This window comes from Kitasatospora sp. NPDC038210, from assembly GCF_055600605.1.
The window spans coordinates 39,191-59,324 of record NZ_JBVJYK010000008.1 but is presented as its reverse complement, the minus strand read 5'-3'; the positions used below and the strand labels follow the sequence as shown (position 1 = coordinate 59,324).

Annotated in this window: 17 protein-coding genes; 15 read left to right on the top strand and 2 right to left on the bottom strand. The window is 74.6% G+C overall.

Annotation, left to right across the window (positions count from 1 at the left end; all coding sequences use genetic code 11):
- Positions 1–54 precede the first annotated feature (54 nt).
- Positions 55–1,548 carry a S8 family peptidase gene (locus ACZ7KX_RS18305; RefSeq protein WP_470327305.1) on the top strand — a complete coding sequence of 498 codons (1,494 nt, stop codon included), beginning with the start codon at positions 55–57 and terminating at the stop codon, positions 1,546–1,548.
- 174 nt (positions 1,549–1,722) lie between these two features.
- Positions 1,723–2,070, top strand: a complete 348-nt coding sequence (locus tag ACZ7KX_RS18300; protein ID WP_470327304.1) for a hypothetical protein — start codon at positions 1,723–1,725, stop codon at positions 2,068–2,070.
- A 30-nt stretch (positions 2,071–2,100) separates the two neighbouring features.
- Here ACZ7KX_RS18300 and ACZ7KX_RS18295 read toward each other — a convergent pair whose 3' ends face one another.
- Positions 2,101–3,000, bottom strand: coding sequence for a HipA family kinase (locus ACZ7KX_RS18295; RefSeq protein WP_470327303.1), 900 nt, complete (start codon positions 2,998–3,000; stop codon positions 2,101–2,103).
- A gap of 157 nt (positions 3,001–3,157) precedes the next feature.
- Here ACZ7KX_RS18295 and ACZ7KX_RS18290 point away from each other — a divergent pair, with 157 nt between their 5' ends.
- The 10 genes from ACZ7KX_RS18290 to ACZ7KX_RS18245 all read left to right on the top strand — a co-directional run bounded on the left by ACZ7KX_RS18290 (position 3,158) and on the right by ACZ7KX_RS18245 (position 14,937).
- Positions 3,158–3,757 carry an Imm21 family immunity protein gene (locus ACZ7KX_RS18290; protein WP_470327302.1) on the top strand — a complete coding sequence of 200 codons (600 nt, stop codon included), beginning with the start codon at positions 3,158–3,160 and terminating at the stop codon, positions 3,755–3,757.
- Between the two features lie 159 nt (positions 3,758–3,916).
- Complete coding sequence (locus tag ACZ7KX_RS18285; protein WP_350632245.1) at positions 3,917–4,357, top strand: SRPBCC family protein; 441 nt, start codon at positions 3,917–3,919, stop codon at positions 4,355–4,357.
- Between the two features lie 310 nt (positions 4,358–4,667).
- Positions 4,668–5,822, top strand: coding sequence for a glycosyltransferase (locus ACZ7KX_RS18280; protein WP_470327301.1), 1,155 nt, complete (start codon positions 4,668–4,670; stop codon positions 5,820–5,822).
- Positions 5,823–6,215: 393 nt separating this feature from the next.
- A complete protein-coding gene (locus tag ACZ7KX_RS18275) occupies positions 6,216–7,739 on the top strand; it encodes a sugar transferase (RefSeq protein ID WP_470327300.1) in 1,524 nt (507 codons plus the stop codon).
- Positions 7,740–7,744: 5 nt separating this feature from the next.
- On the top strand, positions 7,745–9,088 hold the full coding sequence (locus tag ACZ7KX_RS18270) for an O-antigen ligase family protein (protein WP_470327299.1): 1,344 nt from the start codon (positions 7,745–7,747) through the stop codon (positions 9,086–9,088).
- On the top strand, positions 9,085–10,812 hold the full coding sequence (locus ACZ7KX_RS18265; protein WP_470327298.1) for a lipid II flippase MurJ: 1,728 nt from the start codon (positions 9,085–9,087) through the stop codon (positions 10,810–10,812). The genes ACZ7KX_RS18270 and ACZ7KX_RS18265 overlap by 4 nt, the downstream gene beginning before the upstream one ends.
- A complete protein-coding gene (locus ACZ7KX_RS18260; RefSeq protein ID WP_470327297.1) occupies positions 10,802–11,668 on the top strand; it encodes a polysaccharide deacetylase family protein in 867 nt (288 codons plus the stop codon). The genes ACZ7KX_RS18265 and ACZ7KX_RS18260 overlap by 11 nt, the downstream gene beginning before the upstream one ends.
- Positions 11,665–12,780: a glycosyltransferase gene (locus ACZ7KX_RS18255; RefSeq protein WP_470327296.1), complete on the top strand. Its 1,116-nt coding sequence runs from the start codon at positions 11,665–11,667 to the stop codon at positions 12,778–12,780. The genes ACZ7KX_RS18260 and ACZ7KX_RS18255 overlap by 4 nt, the downstream gene beginning before the upstream one ends.
- A 49-nt stretch (positions 12,781–12,829) precedes the next feature.
- Entirely contained in the window at positions 12,830–13,783 is a 954-nt protein-coding gene (locus ACZ7KX_RS18250; RefSeq protein ID WP_470327295.1) for a Wzz/FepE/Etk N-terminal domain-containing protein, read from the top strand.
- Positions 13,780–14,937 (top strand): GNAT family N-acetyltransferase, encoded by a 1,158-nt coding sequence (locus ACZ7KX_RS18245; RefSeq protein WP_470327294.1) that lies wholly within the window; start codon positions 13,780–13,782, stop codon positions 14,935–14,937. Before ACZ7KX_RS18250 ends, ACZ7KX_RS18245 begins: the two co-directional genes overlap by 4 nt.
- 4 nt (positions 14,938–14,941) lie before the next feature.
- Here ACZ7KX_RS18245 and ACZ7KX_RS18240 read toward each other — a convergent pair whose 3' ends face one another.
- On the bottom strand, positions 14,942–16,198 hold the full coding sequence (locus ACZ7KX_RS18240; RefSeq protein WP_470327293.1) for a glycoside hydrolase family 26 protein: 1,257 nt from the start codon (positions 16,196–16,198) through the stop codon (positions 14,942–14,944).
- 369 nt (positions 16,199–16,567) lie between these two features.
- Here ACZ7KX_RS18240 and ACZ7KX_RS18235 point away from each other — a divergent pair, with 369 nt between their 5' ends.
- The 3 genes from ACZ7KX_RS18235 (at position 16,568) to ACZ7KX_RS18225 (ending at position 20,076) form a co-directional block, all read left to right on the top strand.
- Positions 16,568–17,698, top strand: a complete 1,131-nt coding sequence (locus ACZ7KX_RS18235; protein WP_470327292.1) for a hypothetical protein — start codon at positions 16,568–16,570, stop codon at positions 17,696–17,698.
- 218 nt (positions 17,699–17,916) lie between these two features.
- Entirely contained in the window at positions 17,917–19,515 is a 1,599-nt protein-coding gene (locus ACZ7KX_RS18230) for an ABC-F family ATP-binding cassette domain-containing protein (RefSeq protein ID WP_396546810.1), read from the top strand.
- 327 nt (positions 19,516–19,842) lie between these two features.
- Positions 19,843–20,076: a helix-turn-helix domain-containing protein gene (locus ACZ7KX_RS18225; protein ID WP_030059940.1), complete on the top strand. Its 234-nt coding sequence runs from the start codon at positions 19,843–19,845 to the stop codon at positions 20,074–20,076.
- The last annotated feature ends 58 nt before the right edge of the window (positions 20,077–20,134 follow it).

Here is a 20,134-nt window from a genome sequence, read left to right as displayed (position 1 = left end):
CAGTGCACCTGCCAACCGCAGCTGCCGCATGACGACTCGGGAGGGCCACCCCCAATGAGAGTTTCTCGGATCAGCCGGACCCGGTACGCGGCGGTGGGCCTCGTGCTCGCCACTGCCGGCGCCCTCGCGCTCCCGGCCGGCACCGCCGTCGCGGCCCCCACGGCCGACCCGACGACCGGTCCGCTGCTCAGCTACGTCGTCAACACCAAGGCCAACCACGGCCAGGTGCAGAAGGTCGAACAGGCCGTCAAGAGCCTCGGCGGCACGGTGGTCTACTCGTACGAGCAGATCGGCGTCGTCATCGCCCGCTCGACCGACACCAAGTTCGCCGAGAAGCTGCGCCTGGCCAAGGGCGTCGACTCCGTCGGCGCCAGCCGCACCAAGGGCATCACCGCTGCGGACCGCGAGAAGGCCGAGGTCGTCGCCGAGCCCGCCGCCGCCGCGGCCGCCCCCGGTCAGGAGCCGCTTGAGGCCAACCAGTGGGACATGCGCCAGATCGGTGTCGACAAGGCCCACAAGCTCTCCCTGGGCAGCCGCAACGTCACCGTCGGCGTGCTGGACTCCGGCATCGACGGCACCCACGAGGACCTGGCCGCCAACGTGGACGCCTCGCAGTCGGTCTCCTGCATCGACGGCGGCAAGCCGAACACCGACTGGAAGGCCTGGCAGCCGGGCGTCGACGGTGACCACGGCACCCACGTGGCCGGCACCATCGCCGCCGCCAAGAACGGCAAGGGCATCGTCGGCATCGCCCCGAACGTCAAGCTGGCCGCGGTCAAGGTCGTGGACGACGGCGGGTTCATCTACCCGGAGTACGCGATCTGCGGCTTCGTGTGGGCCGGTGAGCACCAGTTCAAGGTGACCAACAACAGCTACTACATCGACCCGTGGATGTTCAACTGCCCGAACGACAAGGACCAGGCGGCCATCACCGCCGCCGTCCGCAAGGCCGTCGCGTTCTCGCAGCGCAAGGGCGTCCTCAACGTCGCCGCGGCGGGCAACGAGAACATCGACCTGGCGCACAAGACCACTGACGTCTCCAGCCCGGACGACACCACCCCCGGCACCCGTCCGGTCACCAACGACTGCCTGTCGCTGCCGACCGAGCTCCCGGGCGTCCTGGCCGTCTCCTCGGTGGGCGTCAACGGCGACAAGTCGTACTACTCCAGCTACGGCAAGGGCGTCGTGACCGTCGCCGCGCCGGGTGGCGACGCCCGCTACCAGATCCCGAACACCCCGGACAAGAACGGCCGCATCCTGTCCACCCTCCCCGGTGGCAAGTACGGCTACATGCAGGGCACGTCGATGGCCTCGCCGCACGCCACCGGTGTGGTCGCCCTGCTCGCCAGCACCTTCCCGTGGGCCAGCGCGGACGAGCTGACCGAGATGCTGACCAGCCAGGCCGAGTCCCACGCCTGCCCGACCGGCGACTGGAACCCGGGCGGCGCCGGCCAGTGGAAGGCCACCTGTGAGGGCGGCGCCGACGACAACGGCTTCTACGGCGCGGGCATCATCAACGCCGAGAAGGCGGTCCAGTGGTGGCGCTGAAGCGCTGAAGCGCTCAGGCGCTGACCGCGACGACACCTGATCGCCGAGCCGGGGAGCGGGGCCACACGGGCCCCGCTCCCCGGTCGCGTTTGAGTAGCCGTACTCAGGCCGTCGCCTCCCCCGCCGCCGAGGATGGGTCCGTACCCGACGGAGTCACCACAGGAGTTGAGCGGCATGGCGCAGACCGTCCCCGGCCGGCAGGCCCTTCCCGGCAAGCGGAACCGGCTCGCGCTGGCCCTGGGCGTGGGCGAACTGCTGCTCGCCGCACCGATGCTGGCCACGGTTGCGGCCGGCGGCCTGGTGGTCGCCGTGATGGGCCTGGCCGCCGGTGGGTCGGCGGTCGCGGTGCTGCTCCTCGCCCTGCTGCTCGCCGCCGGCCCGCTGCTCGGCCTGGGCCTCGGGTTCCTGGTCACCCGGCTGAAGCGGCTGTCCCGGGACGTCGCGTTCCCGGTGGTCGGCTTCGGCCTGCTGCTCGGCACGGCGATCGAGTACTTCGGCTGGATCCGCCCCGCGATGGGCTGACCCGCGGCCGCTCCCCGATCGGTGGCCGGCTCAGCCCTCGTCGAAATGGTGCTCCCAGACCGTCTCCACCGACGGCTTGCCGTGCAGGTCCGGCACCTGCTGCAGCCAGGCCGGCCGCCCGGCCCTGGTCCGGGCCGCCTGCCGCCGCTCGGCCTCGCGCAGCTGCTCGGGCGTGGCGAAGCCCTCCGGCAGCCACTCCCCGGAGAGCACCACCCGGGCGGCCAGGTGGGTGACGTACGCGTGCCGGACGGCGTCCGCCGAGTCGAAGCCGGGCTCGCCGGCCAGCCACTCGTCCGGGACCAGTGCCAGCACCTCCTCCAGCAGCGGCACGGTGACCAGCGGGCCGAGCTCCTCGTCGGCCAGCCGGACGTCCGGGGCCGAGCCGCCGAGCGCGTGCGCGCTGAGGTCGTACCGCTTGCCGACGGACGCCTCGGCGCCCGCCCAGCGGTGGTGGAAGATCAGCGCGGCGCCGTTGTCGATCAGCCAGAGCCGCCCGTGCCAGACCACCAGGTTGGGGTTGTGCACGGTGCGGTCGACGTTGCCGGTGAGCGCGTCCAGCCAGACCACCCGGCCGGCCTCGACGGAGTCCACCGCGATCATCCCCGGGCGGAAGTCCCGTGCCCCGGGCAGCAGGTCCATCCCCAGGTTGAGTCCCGCGCTGGCCTTGAGCATGTCCTGGATCTCGGTGTCCGGCTCGTCCGCGGCGACGGCCGGGTCGAAGTCCACCAGCCGCAGCTCCGGCACCCGCAGGCCCAGCCGCCGGGCCAGCTCGCCGACGATCACCTCGGCGATCAGCGCCTTGCGGCCCTGCGCGGCCCCGGTGAACTTGACCACGTACGTTCCCAGGTCGTCGGTCTCCACCACACCGGGAACGGAGCCGCCGGCGCGCAGCGGGTCGACGTAGCGCACTGCAGTCACCAGATCGAGCACACCGGCCACCCTAATTCGTTGACGGCGGATCGGTGTAGCCAGGGGCTGCGGCCGGTCCGTTCGAATGCCGGGGCCGTCAGGCCCCGGGGACGGACCGGCGCGCGACACCGCGGCCCCGGCCTGCCCGGGTGTCAGTGCGGGGCGGCAGACTGCTCGCATGAGCGACATCCCGCACGCCTCCCACCGGCAACTCGGCCTGACCTGGGTCGGGTCCATGGGTGGACCGCTGGTCGTCGTCCCGGTGTCCGTGCTGCACCGGTGGGGCGGATGCACCCCGGAGGGTGTGATCGTCGGCGGCACCGACCGGCCGGACGACTACGACCGGGCCTGCGCGGTCGAGGGTTCCGCCGAGGTGATCGGCCTGGGCGACGGCACCGCATCCGCTCTGGTGCTGGGCGACGAGCCCGCCGCCACCTGCTACCTGTCCGAGCGGAAGAGCTTCATGCGGTGGTTCGCCGCCGACTCCGACGTCGAGTTGCTCGCCGCTGCCGAGGCCGCGCTGGACGACCCGTCGACGCCGTGGGAGGAGTGCGGGGTCTGGGAAACCGACGGACCGGCAGTCCTCATGGACTCGGCCGAGGCCGGCAGCGACCTCGGCGTGCCCTACCCCACCGGCGGGGGGCAGCCGGACGAGGCCCCCGTCCCCTTGCCCGCAGGGCGCTGGAGGGTCCGCGCGTTCTGTGAGAACGCCGACTCCCACCGGCTCGGCGTGGTCCAGCTCCTCCCCGAGTCCGGTCCGCAGCCGCCCGCACCCTGACACGAGCGACAGCCGGAGGATTCGAACGTCGGGTCCGTGCCCGGAACGGCCGGCTCGACCGCTCGGCACCGTGAGGTGTCCATCCCGCCGCGTCACGGGCGTGACCCTGTGATTGGCTTGCCGGTGAGAGCGCTACCACCACACGAGGAGAGCAAGGTCATGGGACAGGTGCAGGCCACCACCGAGCGGGTCTACGACGCGGCCCCCGAGCGGGTGTACGAGGTGCTGGCCGACTACCAGGTGACCCGCCCGAAGCTGCTGCCCGCGCAGTACAGCGAGTACGAGGTCCGGGTCGGCGGCACCGGCGCCGGCACCCAGGTGCACTGGAAGCTGCAGGCCACCGAGAAGCGGGTGCGCGACTGCCTCTTCACCGTGTCGGCGCCGAAGCCCGACCAGCTGGTGGAGAAGGACGCCAACTCCAGCATGGTGATCACCTGGACCGTCGCCGCGGCCGGCGAGGGCCGCAGCAAGGTCACCGTGACCGCCACCTGGCAGGGCGCGACCGGCATCGGCGGCTTCTTCGAGCGCACCTTCGCCCCGAAGGGCCTGAACCGGATCCACGACCAGGTGCTGGCCAACCTGGCCGCCGAGGTCCGCTGAGGACCGCCGAGGCCCCTCGGGGCCGGTCGAGCCCCGCTGAGGTCCGCCGAGGCCCGCCGAGCCCCGCTGAGGTCCGCCGAGCGTCGCTGAGGCCCGCCGAAGCCGGCCGGTGCCCGCCGGGCGGCGCGCCGGAATTCGACGGCAGCGCGATTCGAGCGCGTAAATCCACCGATGCACGTGAATCGCGTGGGAATTCGAGCGGCTCGGCCGCCCGTACGACGCGAAAGCCGTACGGGTGGCCGAACCGCCACCTCCGGGTGACGAGGGCCGCCCGGCACGGGGGAGCCACCCTAGGCTCGCCGCCGTGCATATGACGATCCTTCACATTTCGCAACCGGTGGACGGCGGGGTCGCCCGCGTCGTCACCGACCTGGTCCGGGGGCAGCGCGAGGCCGGCCACCGGGTGCTGGTCGCCTGTCCGCACGGCGGGCGGCTGGCCGAGGAGGCCGCCGCGGTGGGCGCGCTGGTCCAGGACTGGCCCGCCGGGCGCTCGCCGGGCCCGGGCACCGCCGCCGAGGCCTGGCGGCTGCGCCGGATCGTCCGCGCGGCCGCGCCCGACGTGGTCCACCTGCACAGCGCCAAGGCCGGACTGGCCGGCCGGCTGGCGGTGCGCGGCGCCGTCCCGACCGTCTTCCAGCCGCACGCCTGGTCCTTCGCCGCCGTGGACGGCGCGCTGGCCGCCGCCACCCTGCGCTGGGAGCGCTTCGCCACCCGTTGGGCGCACCGGCTGCTGTGCGTCAGCGTCCAGGAGCGGGCCGACGGCGTGGCCGCCGGGGTGCACGCCGACTGGGCGGTGGTGCCCAACGGCGTGGACGTCCGGCACTACGCGCCCACCGACCGCCGGGCCGCCCGGATCGCGCTCGGCCTGGACCTGGACGCCCCGCTGGCGGTCTGCGTGGGGCGGCTGTGCCGGCAGAAGGGCCAGGACGTGCTGCTGGCTGCCTGGCCGGAGGTGCTGCGCCGGGTGCCGCAGGCCCGGTTGGCGCTGGTCGGCGGCGGGCCGGAGGAGCAGCGGGTGGCGGAGCTGGTCCGGGAGACCGCCGAGCCCGCCCGGGTGCGGCTGGTGGGGGACGTGGCGGACCCGCGCCCGTGGCTGGCTGCGGCCGACCTGGTGGTGCTGCCCTCGCGCTGGGAGGGGATGGCGCTGGCCCCGCTGGAGGCGATGGCGGCCGCCCGTCCGGTGCTGCTGACCGACGTGCCGGGTGCGCGGGAGTGCCTGCCGGCGGCGGAGCGGGAGCACGCGGTGGTCCCGCCCGAGGACGTGCCGGCCCTCGCCACCCGAATGGCGGAAGCGCTGTCCGATTCGATCGAGTGCGAGCGACGCGGCGCGCGACTGCGCGAGCACGTCGTCGCGAGGCACGACGTGCGCACCGTGGTCGAACAGGTGGACGTCCTCTACCGCCATCTGCTGGGTGCCGGGCCGGTCGCCGGGCGCCGCCGGGCCCGTGTCCCAGAGCGGATCTGATCGTTTCACAAGCCGTGAATGCCCGCCGGTCCGGCGCCGGCGTATTCGCACCCTCAACCGGATAAGGGCGAGGCGTCAAATCCGAATTACCTATTAATGGGCGGCTGGAATGAAACGGCAAGTCAACTTCCAGCCCGCCACGCCAGGTTCGGTATTGTCGGATTTTGCCTGCTTCGTTCGGATTCCATGCGGGGAATTCACGGCTGAGCCCCTCGCGACCGAGTCCGGTGCGACCCGCCCCTTCGCGATCGGCCTCGCCGCGGGAGAGCCGAAAGCCACCGGCGGCAGCAGGTGCTGTCAGGACCGCGCCCGCCAGGCCGGGACGGCCGCCCCGCGCAAACCGGTGCCGGGGCGCCGTCACCCCGGGCACACAGCAGGGGAGATCGTGCGCTGATGACCATTGACCATGACAGCGTGCCGCGATCCGGCGGGCCCCTGTCCGGCCCCCGCCGGCCGGGTACCGGACTGCTCGACCGCCCGGTGGGGGCGGCCCGCAGCCGGACGGTCCCGGCGCCGCGCCGGCACCGCGGGACGGTCCGCAACCGGCTGGCCCTGCCGCTCGCCCTGGTCCAGGCCGACACCATCGCGCTGTGCTCCGCCGGCGGCATCGCGAACCGCGCCATCGACCCGGGCGCCCCGCTCGACCCCCTGCTCGGCGTGCCCGCCGTCCTGCCCCTGCTGATCCTGCTCAACCTGGTCGGCGGCCTCTACCGGGCCCGGCTCACCCTGTCCGTCCTGGACGAACTGCCCGCGCTGGCCGCCCGGGCGGTGGTCGCCACCGCCTTCGCCGTCACCCTGTCCGGCTGCCTGGGCGGCCGCTGGCCCGACTGCGGCCCGGCCACCCCGGCCCGCCTCACCGTCCTGCTCGGCACCCAACTGCTGATCGCCGCCATCGGCCGCGCCGTCCTCTACCACCTCGTCCGGCGGATCCGCCGCAGCCGCCCCAACCCGGTCCTGGTGCTCGGCGCCGGCGGGCTCGGCCGACGGGTCGCCGCCGCCCTCCGCGAGCACGCCGAGTACGGGATGCGCCCGGTCGGCTTCCTCGACGCCGACCCGCCGCTGCTGGCCGGTGACACCGACCCGCCCGTCCTCGGCGGCCGCGAGGTGCTGGAGCGAGAGGTGCGCCGGCACCGGATCCAGCACGTGATCGCCACCGCCGGCGCCGCCGACGAGGCCGAGACCGCCGCCGCCCTGCGGGACGCCGCCCGGCTCGGCTGCCAGATCTGGCTGGTGCCCGCGCTGCGCGAGTTCGGCGCGCTGCCCACCGCCCCGATCGCCGGCGGCGACCACCTGTGGGGCTTCCCCTGCCTGCGGGTCGGCGGCCCGGCGATGCGCCGGCCCGGCTGGGCCGCCAAACGCGCCCTGGACATCACCGCCGCCGCGTTCGGCCTGCTGCTGCTCGCCCCCGTCCTCGCGCTCTGCGCCCTCGCCGTCCGCTTCGACACCGGTCCGGGCGTGCTGTTCCGCCAGCAGCGCACCGGGCTGGACGGCCGGGTCTTCACCGTCCTCAAGTTCCGCACCCTGCGCCCGAGCAACGAGCACGAGTCCGCGACCCGCTGGAACATCTCGCAGGACCACCGGATGGGCGCCGTCGGCCGGCTGCTGCGCAAGAGCTCGCTGGACGAGCTGCCGCAGCTGTGGAACGTGCTGCGCGGCGACATGAGCCTGGTCGGCCCGCGCCCCGAACGCCCGTACTTCGTGATGCGCTTCGGCCAGGCCTACCCCGAGTACGCCGACCGCCACCGCGTGCCGGTCGGCCTCACCGGCCTGGCCCAGGTCAACGGCCTGCGCGGGGACACCTCCATCGAGGACCGCGCCCGGTTCGACAACCGCTACATCGAGAGCTGGAGCCTCTGGCAGGACGTCAAGATCCTGTGCCGCACCGCGGCCCTGATGCTCCACCCGGACGGGAGCTGACCCCCGTGGCCCTGACCCTGCCCGCCGTCCCGCGTCCCGCCTTACGGAAGGCGCTGCCCGCACTCGCCGACCGGCCCAGCCTGCTCGCCGCGGCCACCGTCCTGCTGGTCTGCGTGCCGACCGGCGAGAAGGACGTCACCGCCGCCGTCCACATCACCGCCGCCGACCTCGCCTCGCTGGCCCTGGTCGCCCTCACCGCGGTGGACCTGCTGCGCGGACGGCTGCCCGCCGTCGACCGGAGCACCGGCGCGCTGTTCGCCGGGATCGTGGTCGCCGCCGCCGTCGCCACCGTGGGCTCGATCGACCCGGCCACCAGCGTCACCGGCTTCGTCCGGCTGGTCCAGGTCTTCGTACTGGTGCCCGCCGCGGTGCTCTGCTCGCTGCGCGACCGCACCGACCAGCGGCTGGTCCTCGGCTCCTTCGTCCTCGCGGCGCTGATCCAGGGCGTGGTCGGCGCGAAGCAGTACCTCACCCACACCGGCGCGTCCTACACCGGCCAGCCGATCCGGGCCGTCGGCACCTTCGGCGCGCTGGACGTCATGGCGATGTCCACGGTGGTCAGCTTCGGGCTGCTCGCCGCCCTCGCGCTGGCGCTGGGCGAGCGCCGGCCCGGCGGCGACGCCCGGCTGCGGCGGTCGATGTCCGCCGCCGCCGCCTTCCTCGCCTTCCCGCTCGCCGTCTCGTTCAGCCGCGGCAGCTGGATCGCCACCGGCGCCGCCGCCACCGTGCTGCTGCTGCGCGCCGACGCCCGGCTCGCCGTGCGCAGCGCCGTCCTCGGCCTGGCCGCCGCGGCCGTCCTGGTCGGCGGTCTCGGCCTCGGCGGCTCCGGCGTCACCAAGCGGCTCAGCTCGATCGGCTCCGTCTCCGCCGCGCCCGACCAGTCCGTCTCCGACCGCTACGACCTGTGGGCCACCGCCGGGCGGATCTGGCAGGACCACCCCGTCCACGGCGCCGGGCCCAAGGCCTTCCAGCAACTGCGCGACAGCCACGCCCCGTTGCGGCTCTCCTCCGGCAGCGACGCCGCCGACCCCACCATCGGCTTCCAGCGCGAACCGCTGCTCTCCCCGCACAACATGTACTTCCTGGCCCTCAGCGAGCAGGGCCTGATCGGCATCACCGCCTACGCCGCGCTCTTCCTCGGCCTCCTGCTCGGCTGCCTGCGCCGGTCCCGCGGCCTCGGCCTCGCGGCGCTCGCCCTGCTCACCTGGGTGCTGGTGGACTACCTGTACGCCGACATCGGCGGCACCACGACCGTGCTGACCTCCGTCGTCCTCGGCCTCGCCGCCCGCGCCGCGGCCCACCGCCCCCGGCCGGAGGGGCACGCCGCCGACGGGGAGGCGGAACAGTGACCACCGACCGCCCGGCCGCCCTGGCCTCCACCCTCCCGGCCCCACGCAGCGCGCCCGGCGAGCACCCGGCCGCCGTGCCCGGCCCGGCGCCCCGGGGCGGTTTCCTCGCCAAGGCCTTCGGGATCACCGCCCTGCTCAGCGCCGCCGGCTCCGGTCTCGGCCTGCTGCGCGACCTCCTGCTGGCCCGCTACTTCGGCGCCAACCAGGGCACCGACGCCTTCCTGGTCGCCTGGACCGTCCCCGAGACCGCCGCGCCGCTGCTGATCGAGGACGCCATGTCCTTCCTCATGGTGCCCGCCTTCGCCCTCGCGCTGGTGCTGCGCGAGGAGGACCCGGACGCCCCCGACCCGGTCCGCCAACTGGTCCGCGCCACCCTGCCCTGGCTGCTGCTCGCGCTCAGCGGCCTCGCCCTGGCCACCGCCGTCGGCGCCCCGCAGCTGGTCGCGCTGCTCGCCCCCGGCCTGCCCGACCCCGGCCTCGCCGTCACCTGCGCCCGGATCACCGCGATCACCGTGCTGCCCTTCGGCATCGCCGGCTACCTGGCCGCCGCGCTGCGCGCCCACCACCGCTTCACCGCCCCGGCCGGCATCTACGTCGTCTACAACCTCGGCATCCTGGCCGTGCTGCTCGGCTTCCACGCCTCGCTCGGCGTGCGCTCCGCGGCCCTCGGCGTCGCGGCCGGCAGCCTGCTGATGGCCGGCCTGCTGGTCGGTCCGTTCCTGCGCCGGCTGCGCCAGGGCCAGCCGGGCACCGGCCCCGCCCGCCGCCCGGGCAAGGCGCTGGTGCTGATGCCGCTCGCCCTGCTGCCGGTGGGCGCCTTCACCCTGACCCGGCAGTCGCAGGTGTTCGTCGAGCGCTACCTCGGCTCGGCGCTGCCGCCCGGCACCATTTCGCACCTCAACTACGCCGCCAAGGTCTCCCAACTCGCCATGACGGCGGGCATCCTGATCTGCACCGTGACCTTCCCGCTGGTCGCCCGGGCGCTCGCCGCCGGGGACCTCACGGCCGCCCGCGACCGGGTCGAGAAGGACCTCGGCCAGGCGGCGGCGGTCGTCCTGCTCGGCACCGCCTTCCTGATGGCCTGCGCCCCCTCCGTCGTCTCGCTGCTGTTCGAGCGCGGCGCCTTCGGCCCCCGCGACACCGCCGCCACCGCCGACGTCATCCGGGTCTACAGCTTCGGCCTGCCCGCCCAGGCACTGATCGGCGTGATGATCCGGCCGTACTTCTCGCTGCGCCCGGTGGTCCGCCGGGCCGGCGATCCCGGCACCGAGGACGGCCGCCGCCGGCTACTGGACTGGTACCCGGCCGCCGCGATGGTGCTCGGCCTCGGCGTCACCGTCGCCACCGGCCTGCTCGCCACGCCCGGCTTCGGTGCGCTCGGACTCGCCGCCGGCAACGCGGCCGGCATCACCACCACCGCTGCGCTGCTGCTGCACGGCCTGGTGCTGCGAGGCATCCCGCTGCGGCTGCGCCGGGTGCTCGGCGGTCACGGCCGCCTGGTCGCCGCCGCCGGCGGCGCCACCGTCCTCGGCGCCGCAGTCGCCGGACTGGCCGCCGACCCCCTGCTCTCCACCCTCCTCGGGGGCCTCACCGTGGCGCTGACCTTCGCCGCCCTCGGCACCGGCCTCGGTGCCGGCGAGGTGCGCGGCCCGGTCCTCGCCGCCGCCCGGGCCCTGAACCCGCCAACCCTCGCCGATGAAGGGAAGCGTCCCCATGGACAATGAACGGGGAACCGTCCGATCGGCCCAGGCGGGCGTCGGCAACGCCCCGCCGAACCGGGCGCGACTGCCCAGGAGCCGCCACCCGGTCGGTGAACCGCCGATCCCCGGCTCCGCCTCGCCGTGGATCCTGATGTACCACTCGGTGGCGGTCGAGAAGGAGGACCCGTACCGGCTCACCGTCAGCCCCGAGCGGTTCGCCGAGCAGATCGCCTGGCTGCACCGGCGCGGTCGGCGCGGCGTCTCGGTCCGCGAGCTGATGCGGGCCCGCGCCCAGGGCCGGGACGACAAGCTGGTCGGCCTCACCTTCGACGACGGCTACGCGGACTTCGCCCGCTACGCCGTGCCGATCCTCCAGGCCTACGGCTTCACCGCCACCGCGTACGTGGTCGCCGACCTGCTCGGCCGCGCCAACGACTGGGACACCGAAGGTCCGCGCAAGAAGCTGCTCACCGTCCCGGAGGTCACCGAACTCGCCGCCGCCGGCTGGGAGATCGGCTCGCACGGCCTGGGCCACCGGGCGCTGCCCGGTCTGCCGGCCGAAGCCCTCGCGGTGCAGGCCCGGGACAGCCGGCGCCTGCTGGAGGAGGTGGTCGGCGGCCCGGTCACCGGCTTCTGCTACCCGTACGGCGCCGTCGACCTGCCCGCCGCCCTGGCCGTCCGCGACGCCGGGTACGACTACGCCTGCGCCATCGCGCACTCCCCGCTCACCGGCCGCTTCGCCCTGCCGCGCTGCTACGTCGGCGACCGCGACGGCGCCTGGCGGCTGCGCGCCAAGAAGGGCCGGCACCGGTTGCGCGACGCCGTAACCGAGCTGCGCCGCGCGCGCGGCGAGCGGGAGAACACGGAGCGCCGGCCGTGAGGGTGCTGCACATCGTCACCGGGCTCGCCTCCGGCGGTGCGGAGCGCCAACTCCACCTGCTGCTGAAGCACTTGCCCGCTCACCAGCAGTGCGAGGTGCTCGCGCTGACCAACCCCGGCGCGGTCGCCGCCGCCCTGCGCGCCGACGGCGTGACCGTCCACCACCTCGGCATGCGCGGCAACCGGGACCTCGGTGCGCTGCCCCGGCTGGTGCGGCTGGTCCGGGCCGGGCGCTACGACCTGGTGCACACCCACCTCTACCGGGCGCAGTTGTACGGCCGGCTGGCCGCGCGGCTGGCCGGGGTGCGCGCGGTGGTCTCCACCGAGCACTCGCTGCACGCCGGAGTGATCGAGGGCCGCCCGGTCACCCGGGGCGTCAAGGGCCTCTACCTCGCGGCCGAACGGCTCGGCAGCACCACCGTCGCGGTCTCCCGGCAGGTCGCCCAGACGCTGCGCTCCTGGGGGGTGCCGCCGACCCGGATCGAGCTGATCCCCAACGGCATCGACACCGGCCGCTACCGCCTCCCGCCCGTCGACCGGGCCGCCGTGCGCCGACGGCTGCGGGCCGAACTCGGCCTGCCGGAGACGAGCTGGGTGGTCGGCGGGGTGGGCCGGCTGGTCCCCGGCAAGCGCTTCGACGTGCTGGTCGAGGCGCTCGCCGAGCTCGACCCGGCCACCCGGCTGGTGCTGGTCGGCGAGGGCCCGGAGCGTGCCGCACTGGAGCGCCGGGCCGTCGAACTCGGCATCCGGGGGCGGTTGGTGCTCACCGGCGAGCGCGACGACGTGCCGGAGCTGCTGGCCGCCGTGGACGTGCTGGCCGCGCCGTCCACCGCGGAGACCTTCGGCCTCGGCGTCCTGGAGGGCCTCGCGGCCGGGCTGCCGGTGCGGCACAGTGCCTGCCCGGCGCTCGACGAGCTGCCGCCCACCGCGGCGCCTCAGGCCCGCCGGATCCCGTCCGAGCCCGCCGCCTACGTCGCAGCGCTGCGCGACCTGCGGCACCTCGACGACCACACCCCCGACCCGCTGCCGAACCCGCCGGCCGTCGGCCACTACGACATCGCCCGGGTCGCCGCCGACCTGGGCGCCCTCTACGACCGGCTGGCCCGCGCCTGACCGCCCGCCACCGCCGGAACCACCGTCCCATCCCCAAGGAGCCACCCCCATGACCACACCGCGCCGAAGCGCCCGCCGCCTGGTCCGCCGCTGGTGGCCGGTGGCGCTCGCGGTTCCGCTGGGCGCCGCGGCCGGCGCCGGGTACGCCGTCGTCTCGCCCCCCTCGTACGCCACCAACGCCTACGTCCTGGTCGTCCCGCAGAACCCGGGGGAGGCGGCGACCGCGACCAACTTCGCCCAGGCGTACGGGCGGCTGGCGGGCCAGCCGCAGGTGCTCGCGGTGGCGGCCGCCGAGACCGGCCGCACCCGGGCCGAGCTGGAGGAGCTGGTGCACGGGACGACCTCCCCGGACGCGCCGATGATCGAGATCACCGGCACCGGGACGCGCGCCCAGGACGCCGCCCGGACGGCCGACGCGGTGGCCCGCTCGCTGGTCTCCTTCGCCAACACCAGCAGCAAGGACACCAACGTCCGGCTGGTGACGCTGGCCCCGGCCGCCGCGCCGGACAAGCCGACCACGCCCTCCGGCAAGCTGGACGTCGCGGTCGGCGGCGCGGCCGGGCTGCTGCTGGGCGCCCTGGTGATGATGACCCGACGTCGGGACGGGGCCGCGGCACCGGACACCGCCGAGGGCGCCGTACCGGCCGGGGCCCCGACGCCGCCGCGCCCGCGCACCGGGGAGCAGCCGGTCGAGGCCGCCCCGGGCGCGAAGGCCGACGGGGCGGGGGCGGGCCCGGCGGCAGCGGACGCGAAGGCCGGCCCGAAGGCGGACACGAAGGCGTGCACGAAGGCCGGCGGGACCACCGCGGCCGCCGACGCCGGGCCCGCCGCGGCCGCCGACGCCGGGCCCGCCGCGGCACCGGAGCCCGCAGCCGGGGAGCCCGTCGGGGAACCTGCCGAGGCACCGGCCGTGCCGGCGGCCGCGAGGAAGACGGCCGCGAGGAAGACGGCCGTCAAGGCGACGGCCGCCAAGGAGAAGACCCCGGCCGGGAGCGCCCGATGAGCACCGAGATCCGCAGACCCGGCCCGCCGGCCCAGTCGGCGGCGCCGACCTGGACCACCGAGCTGCGCCGCGAGGACGACGCGCTGGACACCCTCGCCGAGGAGTGGGACGACCTGGCCGCCCGCTGCCGGACCGCCACCTTCTTCCAGGCGGCCGCCTGGCAGCGCTCCTGGTGGCGGCACTACGGCCGCCCGGGCGCGCTGGTCGTGGTGCTGGTCCGCCGGGACGGCCGGCTGGTCGGTGCTGGCGCCTTCCGGCGTCGCGGCGGACCGCTCGGCGGCCTGACCGGCCTCGGCGCCGGGCTGGTCGACTACACCGACGTCCTGCTCGACGACGACTGCGCCGACCGCGCCGCCGCCGAGTTCGCCGCCGCCCTCCCGATCACCCGCCCCTGGCACTGGCTGGAGCTGCGCGAGGTGCACCCCGAGGCGGCCGTGCAGCGGGTGTTCGCGCACTGGCGCGGCGACCGCCGCCGCTTCGAGGACTCGCTCTGCCAGTACCTGCCGGCCGTCCCGATGGAGCGGCTGCTCAAGCGGGTGCCCGGCAAGACCGCGCAGCGCAGCCGGGTGAAGCTGCGCAAGATCGCCGAGGCCGGGGTGCAGGTCAGCTCGACGCCGCCGGCCGAGGTGCCGGAGGCGCTGGAGGGGCTGCTGCGGCTGCACTTCCTGCAGTGGCAGGAGCGCGGCGTCACCCCGGAGCACCGCACCGAGCGGTTCGTCCGGCACCTGACCGAGTCCACCACCGGCCTGGTCGCCACCGGCAGGGCCGCCGTCCACCGCTTCCACCTGGACGGCGAGCTGGTCGCGGTGAACCTGCTGCTGCTCTGCCCCTCCTTCGGCGGGCTGTACCTGTACGGGGCGCACCCGGTGCTGCGCGAGCGGCTGGACATCGCCGGGCTGCTGTTCAGCGCGGCGCTGGACGAGACGGTCGGCGCCGGCATCCCGCTGCTCGGCCTGCTGCGCGGCCGGGAGCCGTACAAGCAGCGCTGGCGCCCGGACCCGCTGCCCAACCAGCGGCTGCTGCTGGGCCCCGCGGGGGCGGCGCCGGCGGCGGCCGCCCGGGCGGCGGCGGTGCGGGTCCGGCAGGCGGCGGCGCACCGGCTGAGCACCCGCTTCCCCAAGCTCAAGGAGGCGCTGCTGGCCCGCCGCGGCTGACCGCTCAGCGCCGGGCGGGGGTGGAAGCCGTCGACGGGCTCGCGGTCGGGCCCGGCGTCGGCCTCGGCGTGGCCGCCAGGCTCGGCGTCGCCGCTGCGTTCGACGGGACGGCGGTGCCCGACGGGGTGGGGGTACCCGGCGAGGCGGTCGCGGGCGGCGCCGGGGGAGAGGCGGGCGCCGGGGGAGAGGTCGGCGCCGGGGGCGCCGTCGGCACCACCGCCGGCGCCCCCTTGGACCCGGACATCAGCTGCTTGAACCGCGCCGCCGAGCGCGGATTGCCGGAGCACTGGAAGAAGCCGTGCGGGCAGTAGTCCGTGACGGTCTGGTACGCGGTGTCATGGGTGCGGATCCAGTCGACCATCCGCTGGACGAACTCCGGGTTGTCGCCGTTGCGGAACAGCCCCCACTCCGGGTACGAGACCGGCTTGCCGCGCCTGGCGGCGAACTCCACCTGGTCCTGCAGGCCGTACGGCTCGCGCACGTAGTCGTCGAAGGTGGCGCCGGCGGGCTGGTCGTAGCTGTCCATGCCGATGACGTCGACCACGTCGTCGCCGGGATAGCACTTGGTCCACGGGATGGCGTCCAGGCCCCGGTTGGGCGCGAAGTCGAAGCGGAACCGCTGGCCGGGCACCGAGCGCATCACCCCGACGATCCGCCGCCAGTACGCCTTCCAGGCGGAGGGGTCGGGCTTGCAGCGGTGGGTGTAGGTGGTGCCGTTCATCTCCCAGCCGAGGGTGAGCACGGTGTCCGCGCCGCCGAGCGCGACCAGCCGCCGGGCGAGCTTGAGGAAGTGCCCGTCGAAGTCCCCGCGGACGCCCTGGGCGAGCAGCCCGGCCACCTCGCCGTCCGACACGTGCGCCTCGTTGGGCACCAGCATCGGCACGCCGAGCACGAGCAGCCGGGACGGGTCGGCCAGCCGCCACTGCGACCACATGCCGAGCACCACCGGCTCGCCCTCGACGTCGGCCCAGCCGTTGCCCGCCAGGTAGGTGTGGCCGACCTGGAGGTTCGCGCCGCCCAGCCACTGCGCGTACCGGCCGATCTGCGGGATGTAGTTGTCCCAGGAGCCGACGAAGGCCCCGAACGGCGGCTCGTGCCTCGGCCGCTGGACCGGCGGGCGGGGGGCGGCGCCGCGCGGCTCGAAGGCGTCGGAGGAGAGGGAGTGCCGTTCGGCCCGGCTGAGCGGAGAGCCGGCCGGGACGCTGGCCGTGGCCATCAGCAGCAGGGCGGCGGCGGCCAGGGTCAGACGGCCGATGCGCATGGTCTCTCCTCCGGACATCGCGGGTGCGGGGCGCCCGGTCTCGGCGTGGACGGACCGTGGCGCCCCGCTCGCCGACAGTAGGCCCGCGGGAGGATCGAAAAGCCGAATGTCACCCTAAAGTGGGCGATATTCGAACGCCGTCTGCCGCAACGCTCCGCGACCGGCCCTCGTGTATCAGATCTGTAACGGTCCGTTCGGGCCCCCGCGGCCCGCCCCGGACCGCCCCGCGCAACGGTCGGGGTGCCGAACGGCGCAGGTGGGCGGGTGGGCGTACGGGCGGGGCGCGCGCGGCCGGGCACACGGTCGGCCGCGCGGCCGGAACCCGGAACCGGGCTGACTCGCCCGCCCGGCGAAAGGTACGCTCCGGCCGTGTCCCGGAAGCCGCTGCGTGTACTGACCCCCCGCTCGATCCTGCCTGCCCTGGCGGTGATGCTGGTCCTTGCGGCCGGCGCGGCGGCCCACGCGAACAAGCCGGTGCCGTTCGGCGACCGGGTGGCCGGTCCGGGCGCGGAGGCGACGCCGGTGAACTCGGAATCGCTCAGCGCGGCCGAGCTCGACCTGCGGGTCGGGCCCGGCCTGGAGGCCTTCCACAAGCAGACCGGCGAGCAGGCCTGGTCCTACCGCCGCGAGGGCGCCGAGGCGCTCTACCTGGCGATGGCCGGGGACAACGCGATCGTGGTCTGGGACGACGGCATGGTCACCTCGGTGCGCCCGGGCGACCACGAGGTGCGCTGGCACCGCGCGGTACCGGGCCTGGCCGACTGGCTGCGCGGCGACGGCGAGCCCGGCGCCGACAAGCGGACCGACGCCCAGCGCAAGCAGCTCGCCATGCAGCGGGCCGCCGGCGCGCTGCACACCGTCCAGCGGGACGGCTCGCCCTGGCTGGCCCTGGTGACGCCGAACCTGACCATGGGCCTGCGCGACGCCGACGGCGACCTGCGCTACAACGACAAGCCGGCCAACGGCTGCGCCTACGACCCGCTGCGCGCCGTGCACACCGACTACGCCGTGCTCATCCCGCGCACCTGCACCAACAGCAGCGGGCTGGCCGTCTCCGGCGGCATCACCGGTTACCGGCTGGACAGCAACGGCTGGTCGATGAGCACCGGCCCGGCCGCGACGGTCAAGGTGCTGGACCGCACCCGGGTGGAGATCACCGACGGCCCGATCGTGCCGCCGAAGATCTTCGACACCAAGGTGGCCGCGCCCGAGACCGCGTGCGGCGCCCTCGACGCGCCCTTCGCCGCCGTCCGGCCGCAGGGCGGCTGCGTCGACCCGTCGGCGGCCCCGGCCGCGGACGCCCCGGCGGCCCCCGCCGCACCGGTGAGCCCCGCGACCCCGGTGGCCCCGGTCGCGCCCGACACCACGACCGCGACCCCGGCCCCGGCCGACACCCCGGCCCCGGCCGACACCCCGGCCCCGGCCGACACCCCGGCCGGGCCCGACGGCGTGGCTCCCACGGCGCCGGCGGACGACCAGCCGGCCGCGCAGCAGCCGTAACCGACGGGCCGTCGGGGTCGACGGGTACCCCCGGACGGTAGTCCCGCGGGGCGTTTCGCGGCGCCCGGTAGACTTGCCGCCATGGCTATCTTCTCCGGGCAATAGCGGGCGGCGGCGCTCCGTGTGCTGCGCCGACCGTCGATGAAGCCCCTTCCCGCTCGCCCGGCCCCGGCCCACCGCCCGGCCGCCCGCCCACGTCCCAGGAGTAGTTCCCAGCCATGATTTCCGCCAACGCCCTTGAGCTGCGCGCCGGTGCCCGGATCCTGATCGAGTCCGCGAGCTTCAAGGTCGCCTCCGGCGACCGGATCGGCCTGGTCGGGCGCAACGGCGCCGGCAAGACCACGCTCACCAAGGTGCTGGCCGGCGAGGGCCTGCCCGCCGCCGGGACCGTCACCCGTTCGGGCGAGGTCGGCTACCTCCCCCAGGACCCGCGCACCGGCGACCTGGACGTCCTCGCCAAGGACCGCATCCTCTCCGCCCGCGGCCTCGACACCGTGCTGAAGAAGATGCGCGAGAACGAGGACCGGATGGCGAACGGCAAGGGCGCCACCCGCGACAACGCGATGAAGAAGTACGCCCGCCTGGAGACCGAGTTCCTCACCAAGGGCGGGTACGCCGCCGAGGCCGAGGCCGCCACCATCGCCGCCGCGCTGGGCCTGCCGGACCGCATCCTCGCCCAGCCCCTGCACACCCTCTCCGGTGGTCAGCGCCGCCGCGTCGAGCTGGCCCGGATCCTCTTCTCGGACTCCGACGTGCTCCTCCTCGACGAGCCCACCAACCACCTGGACGCGGACTCGATCGTCTGGCTGCGGGACTTCCTGAAGACGTACAAGGGCGGCTTCATCGTCATCTCGCACGACGTCGACCTGGTCGAGACGGTCGTCAACAAGGTCTTCTACCTGGACGCCAACCGCTCCTGCATCGACGTCTACAACATGGGCTGGAAGCAGTACCAGCAGCAGCGCGAGGACGACGAGAAGCGCCGCAAGCGCGAGCGCGCCAACGCCGAGAAGAAGGCCGCGACCCTGAACGCGCAGGCCGACAAGATGCGCGCCAAGGCCACCAAGACGGTGGCCGCGCAGAACATGGCCCGCCGCGCCGACAAGCTGCTCTCCGGTCTGGAGCAGGTCCGGATGAACGACAAGGTCGCCAAGCTGCGCTTCCCGGAGCCGGCCCCCTGCGGCAAGACCCCGCTGACCGCCAGCGGCCTGTCCAAGTCCTACGGCTCGCTGGAGATCTTCACCGACGTCGACCTGGCGATCGACCGCGGCTCCCGGGTCGTCGTGCTGGGCTTCAACGGTGCCGGCAAGACGACCCTGCTGCGGATGCTGGCCGGGGTCGAACAGCCGGACACCGGCGAGGTGATCCCGGGCCACGGCCTGAAGATCGGCTACTACGCCCAGGAGCACGAGACCCTGGACCCGGAGCGCAGCGTCCTGGAGAACATGCGCTCGGCCGCGCCGGACACCGACCTGGTGCAGATCCGCAAGATCCTCGGCTCCTTCCTGTTCTCCGGCGACGACGTCGACAAGCCGGCCGGGGTGCTCTCCGGCGGTGAGAAGACCCGTCTGGCGCTGGCCACCCTGGTGGTCTCCTCCGCCAACGTGCTGCTGCTCGACGAGCCCACCAACAACCTCGACCCGGCCAGCCGTGAGGAGATCCTGGGCGCCCTGCGCGAGTTCTCCGGTGCGGTCGTGCTGGTCACCCACGACGAGGGCGCGGTCGAGGCGCTCGACCCGGAGCGGATCATCCTGCTGCCGGACGGCGTGGAGGACCTCTGGAACCCGTCCTACGCCGATCTGGTCTCGCTGGCCTGACCGGGAGTGGACGCGGCATCCGCTTTTCGGACCAGAAAAACTAGTCCCTACGGCGTGTCCGGGAATGAAGTAGACCCGGATTCCGTTTAAGGACTTCCCGTCGGCCCGCCACTCGATCGTGGTCGGGCCGACGCTGCTGATCAGCCCTTTCGCGGCGAACGGCGGCACCCGCCCGGGGGCGTGCACTCTGCGTGAGCGCCCTGGTGCGCTCGGATCACCACCGGAGGACCACGCATTTCCGACATCGACCTTGTCGAATGGGTGGCCAGGACGCGGTGGATGGGTGATCATGGGAATCTGACCGAGCAACGCTACGAGGAGGCACGGGTGGCCGAGACTCTGAAAAAGGGCAGCCGGGTGACCGGTGCCGCGCGTGAGAAGCTCGCGGCCGATCTCAAGAAGAAGTACGACTCCGGGGCGAGCATTCGCGCTCTCGCGGAGGAGACCGGTCGTTCGTACGGCTTCGTGCACCGGATGCTGAGCGAGTCCGGAGTGATCCTCCGGGGCCGCGGCGGTGCCACGCGGGGCAAGAACAAGGCGACTGCCGGGGCCGGTTCCTGACGGTTCGTCAGCTATTGGCTGGATGACGCGGCGGCAGGGCGCCGACTGAGGAGACGAC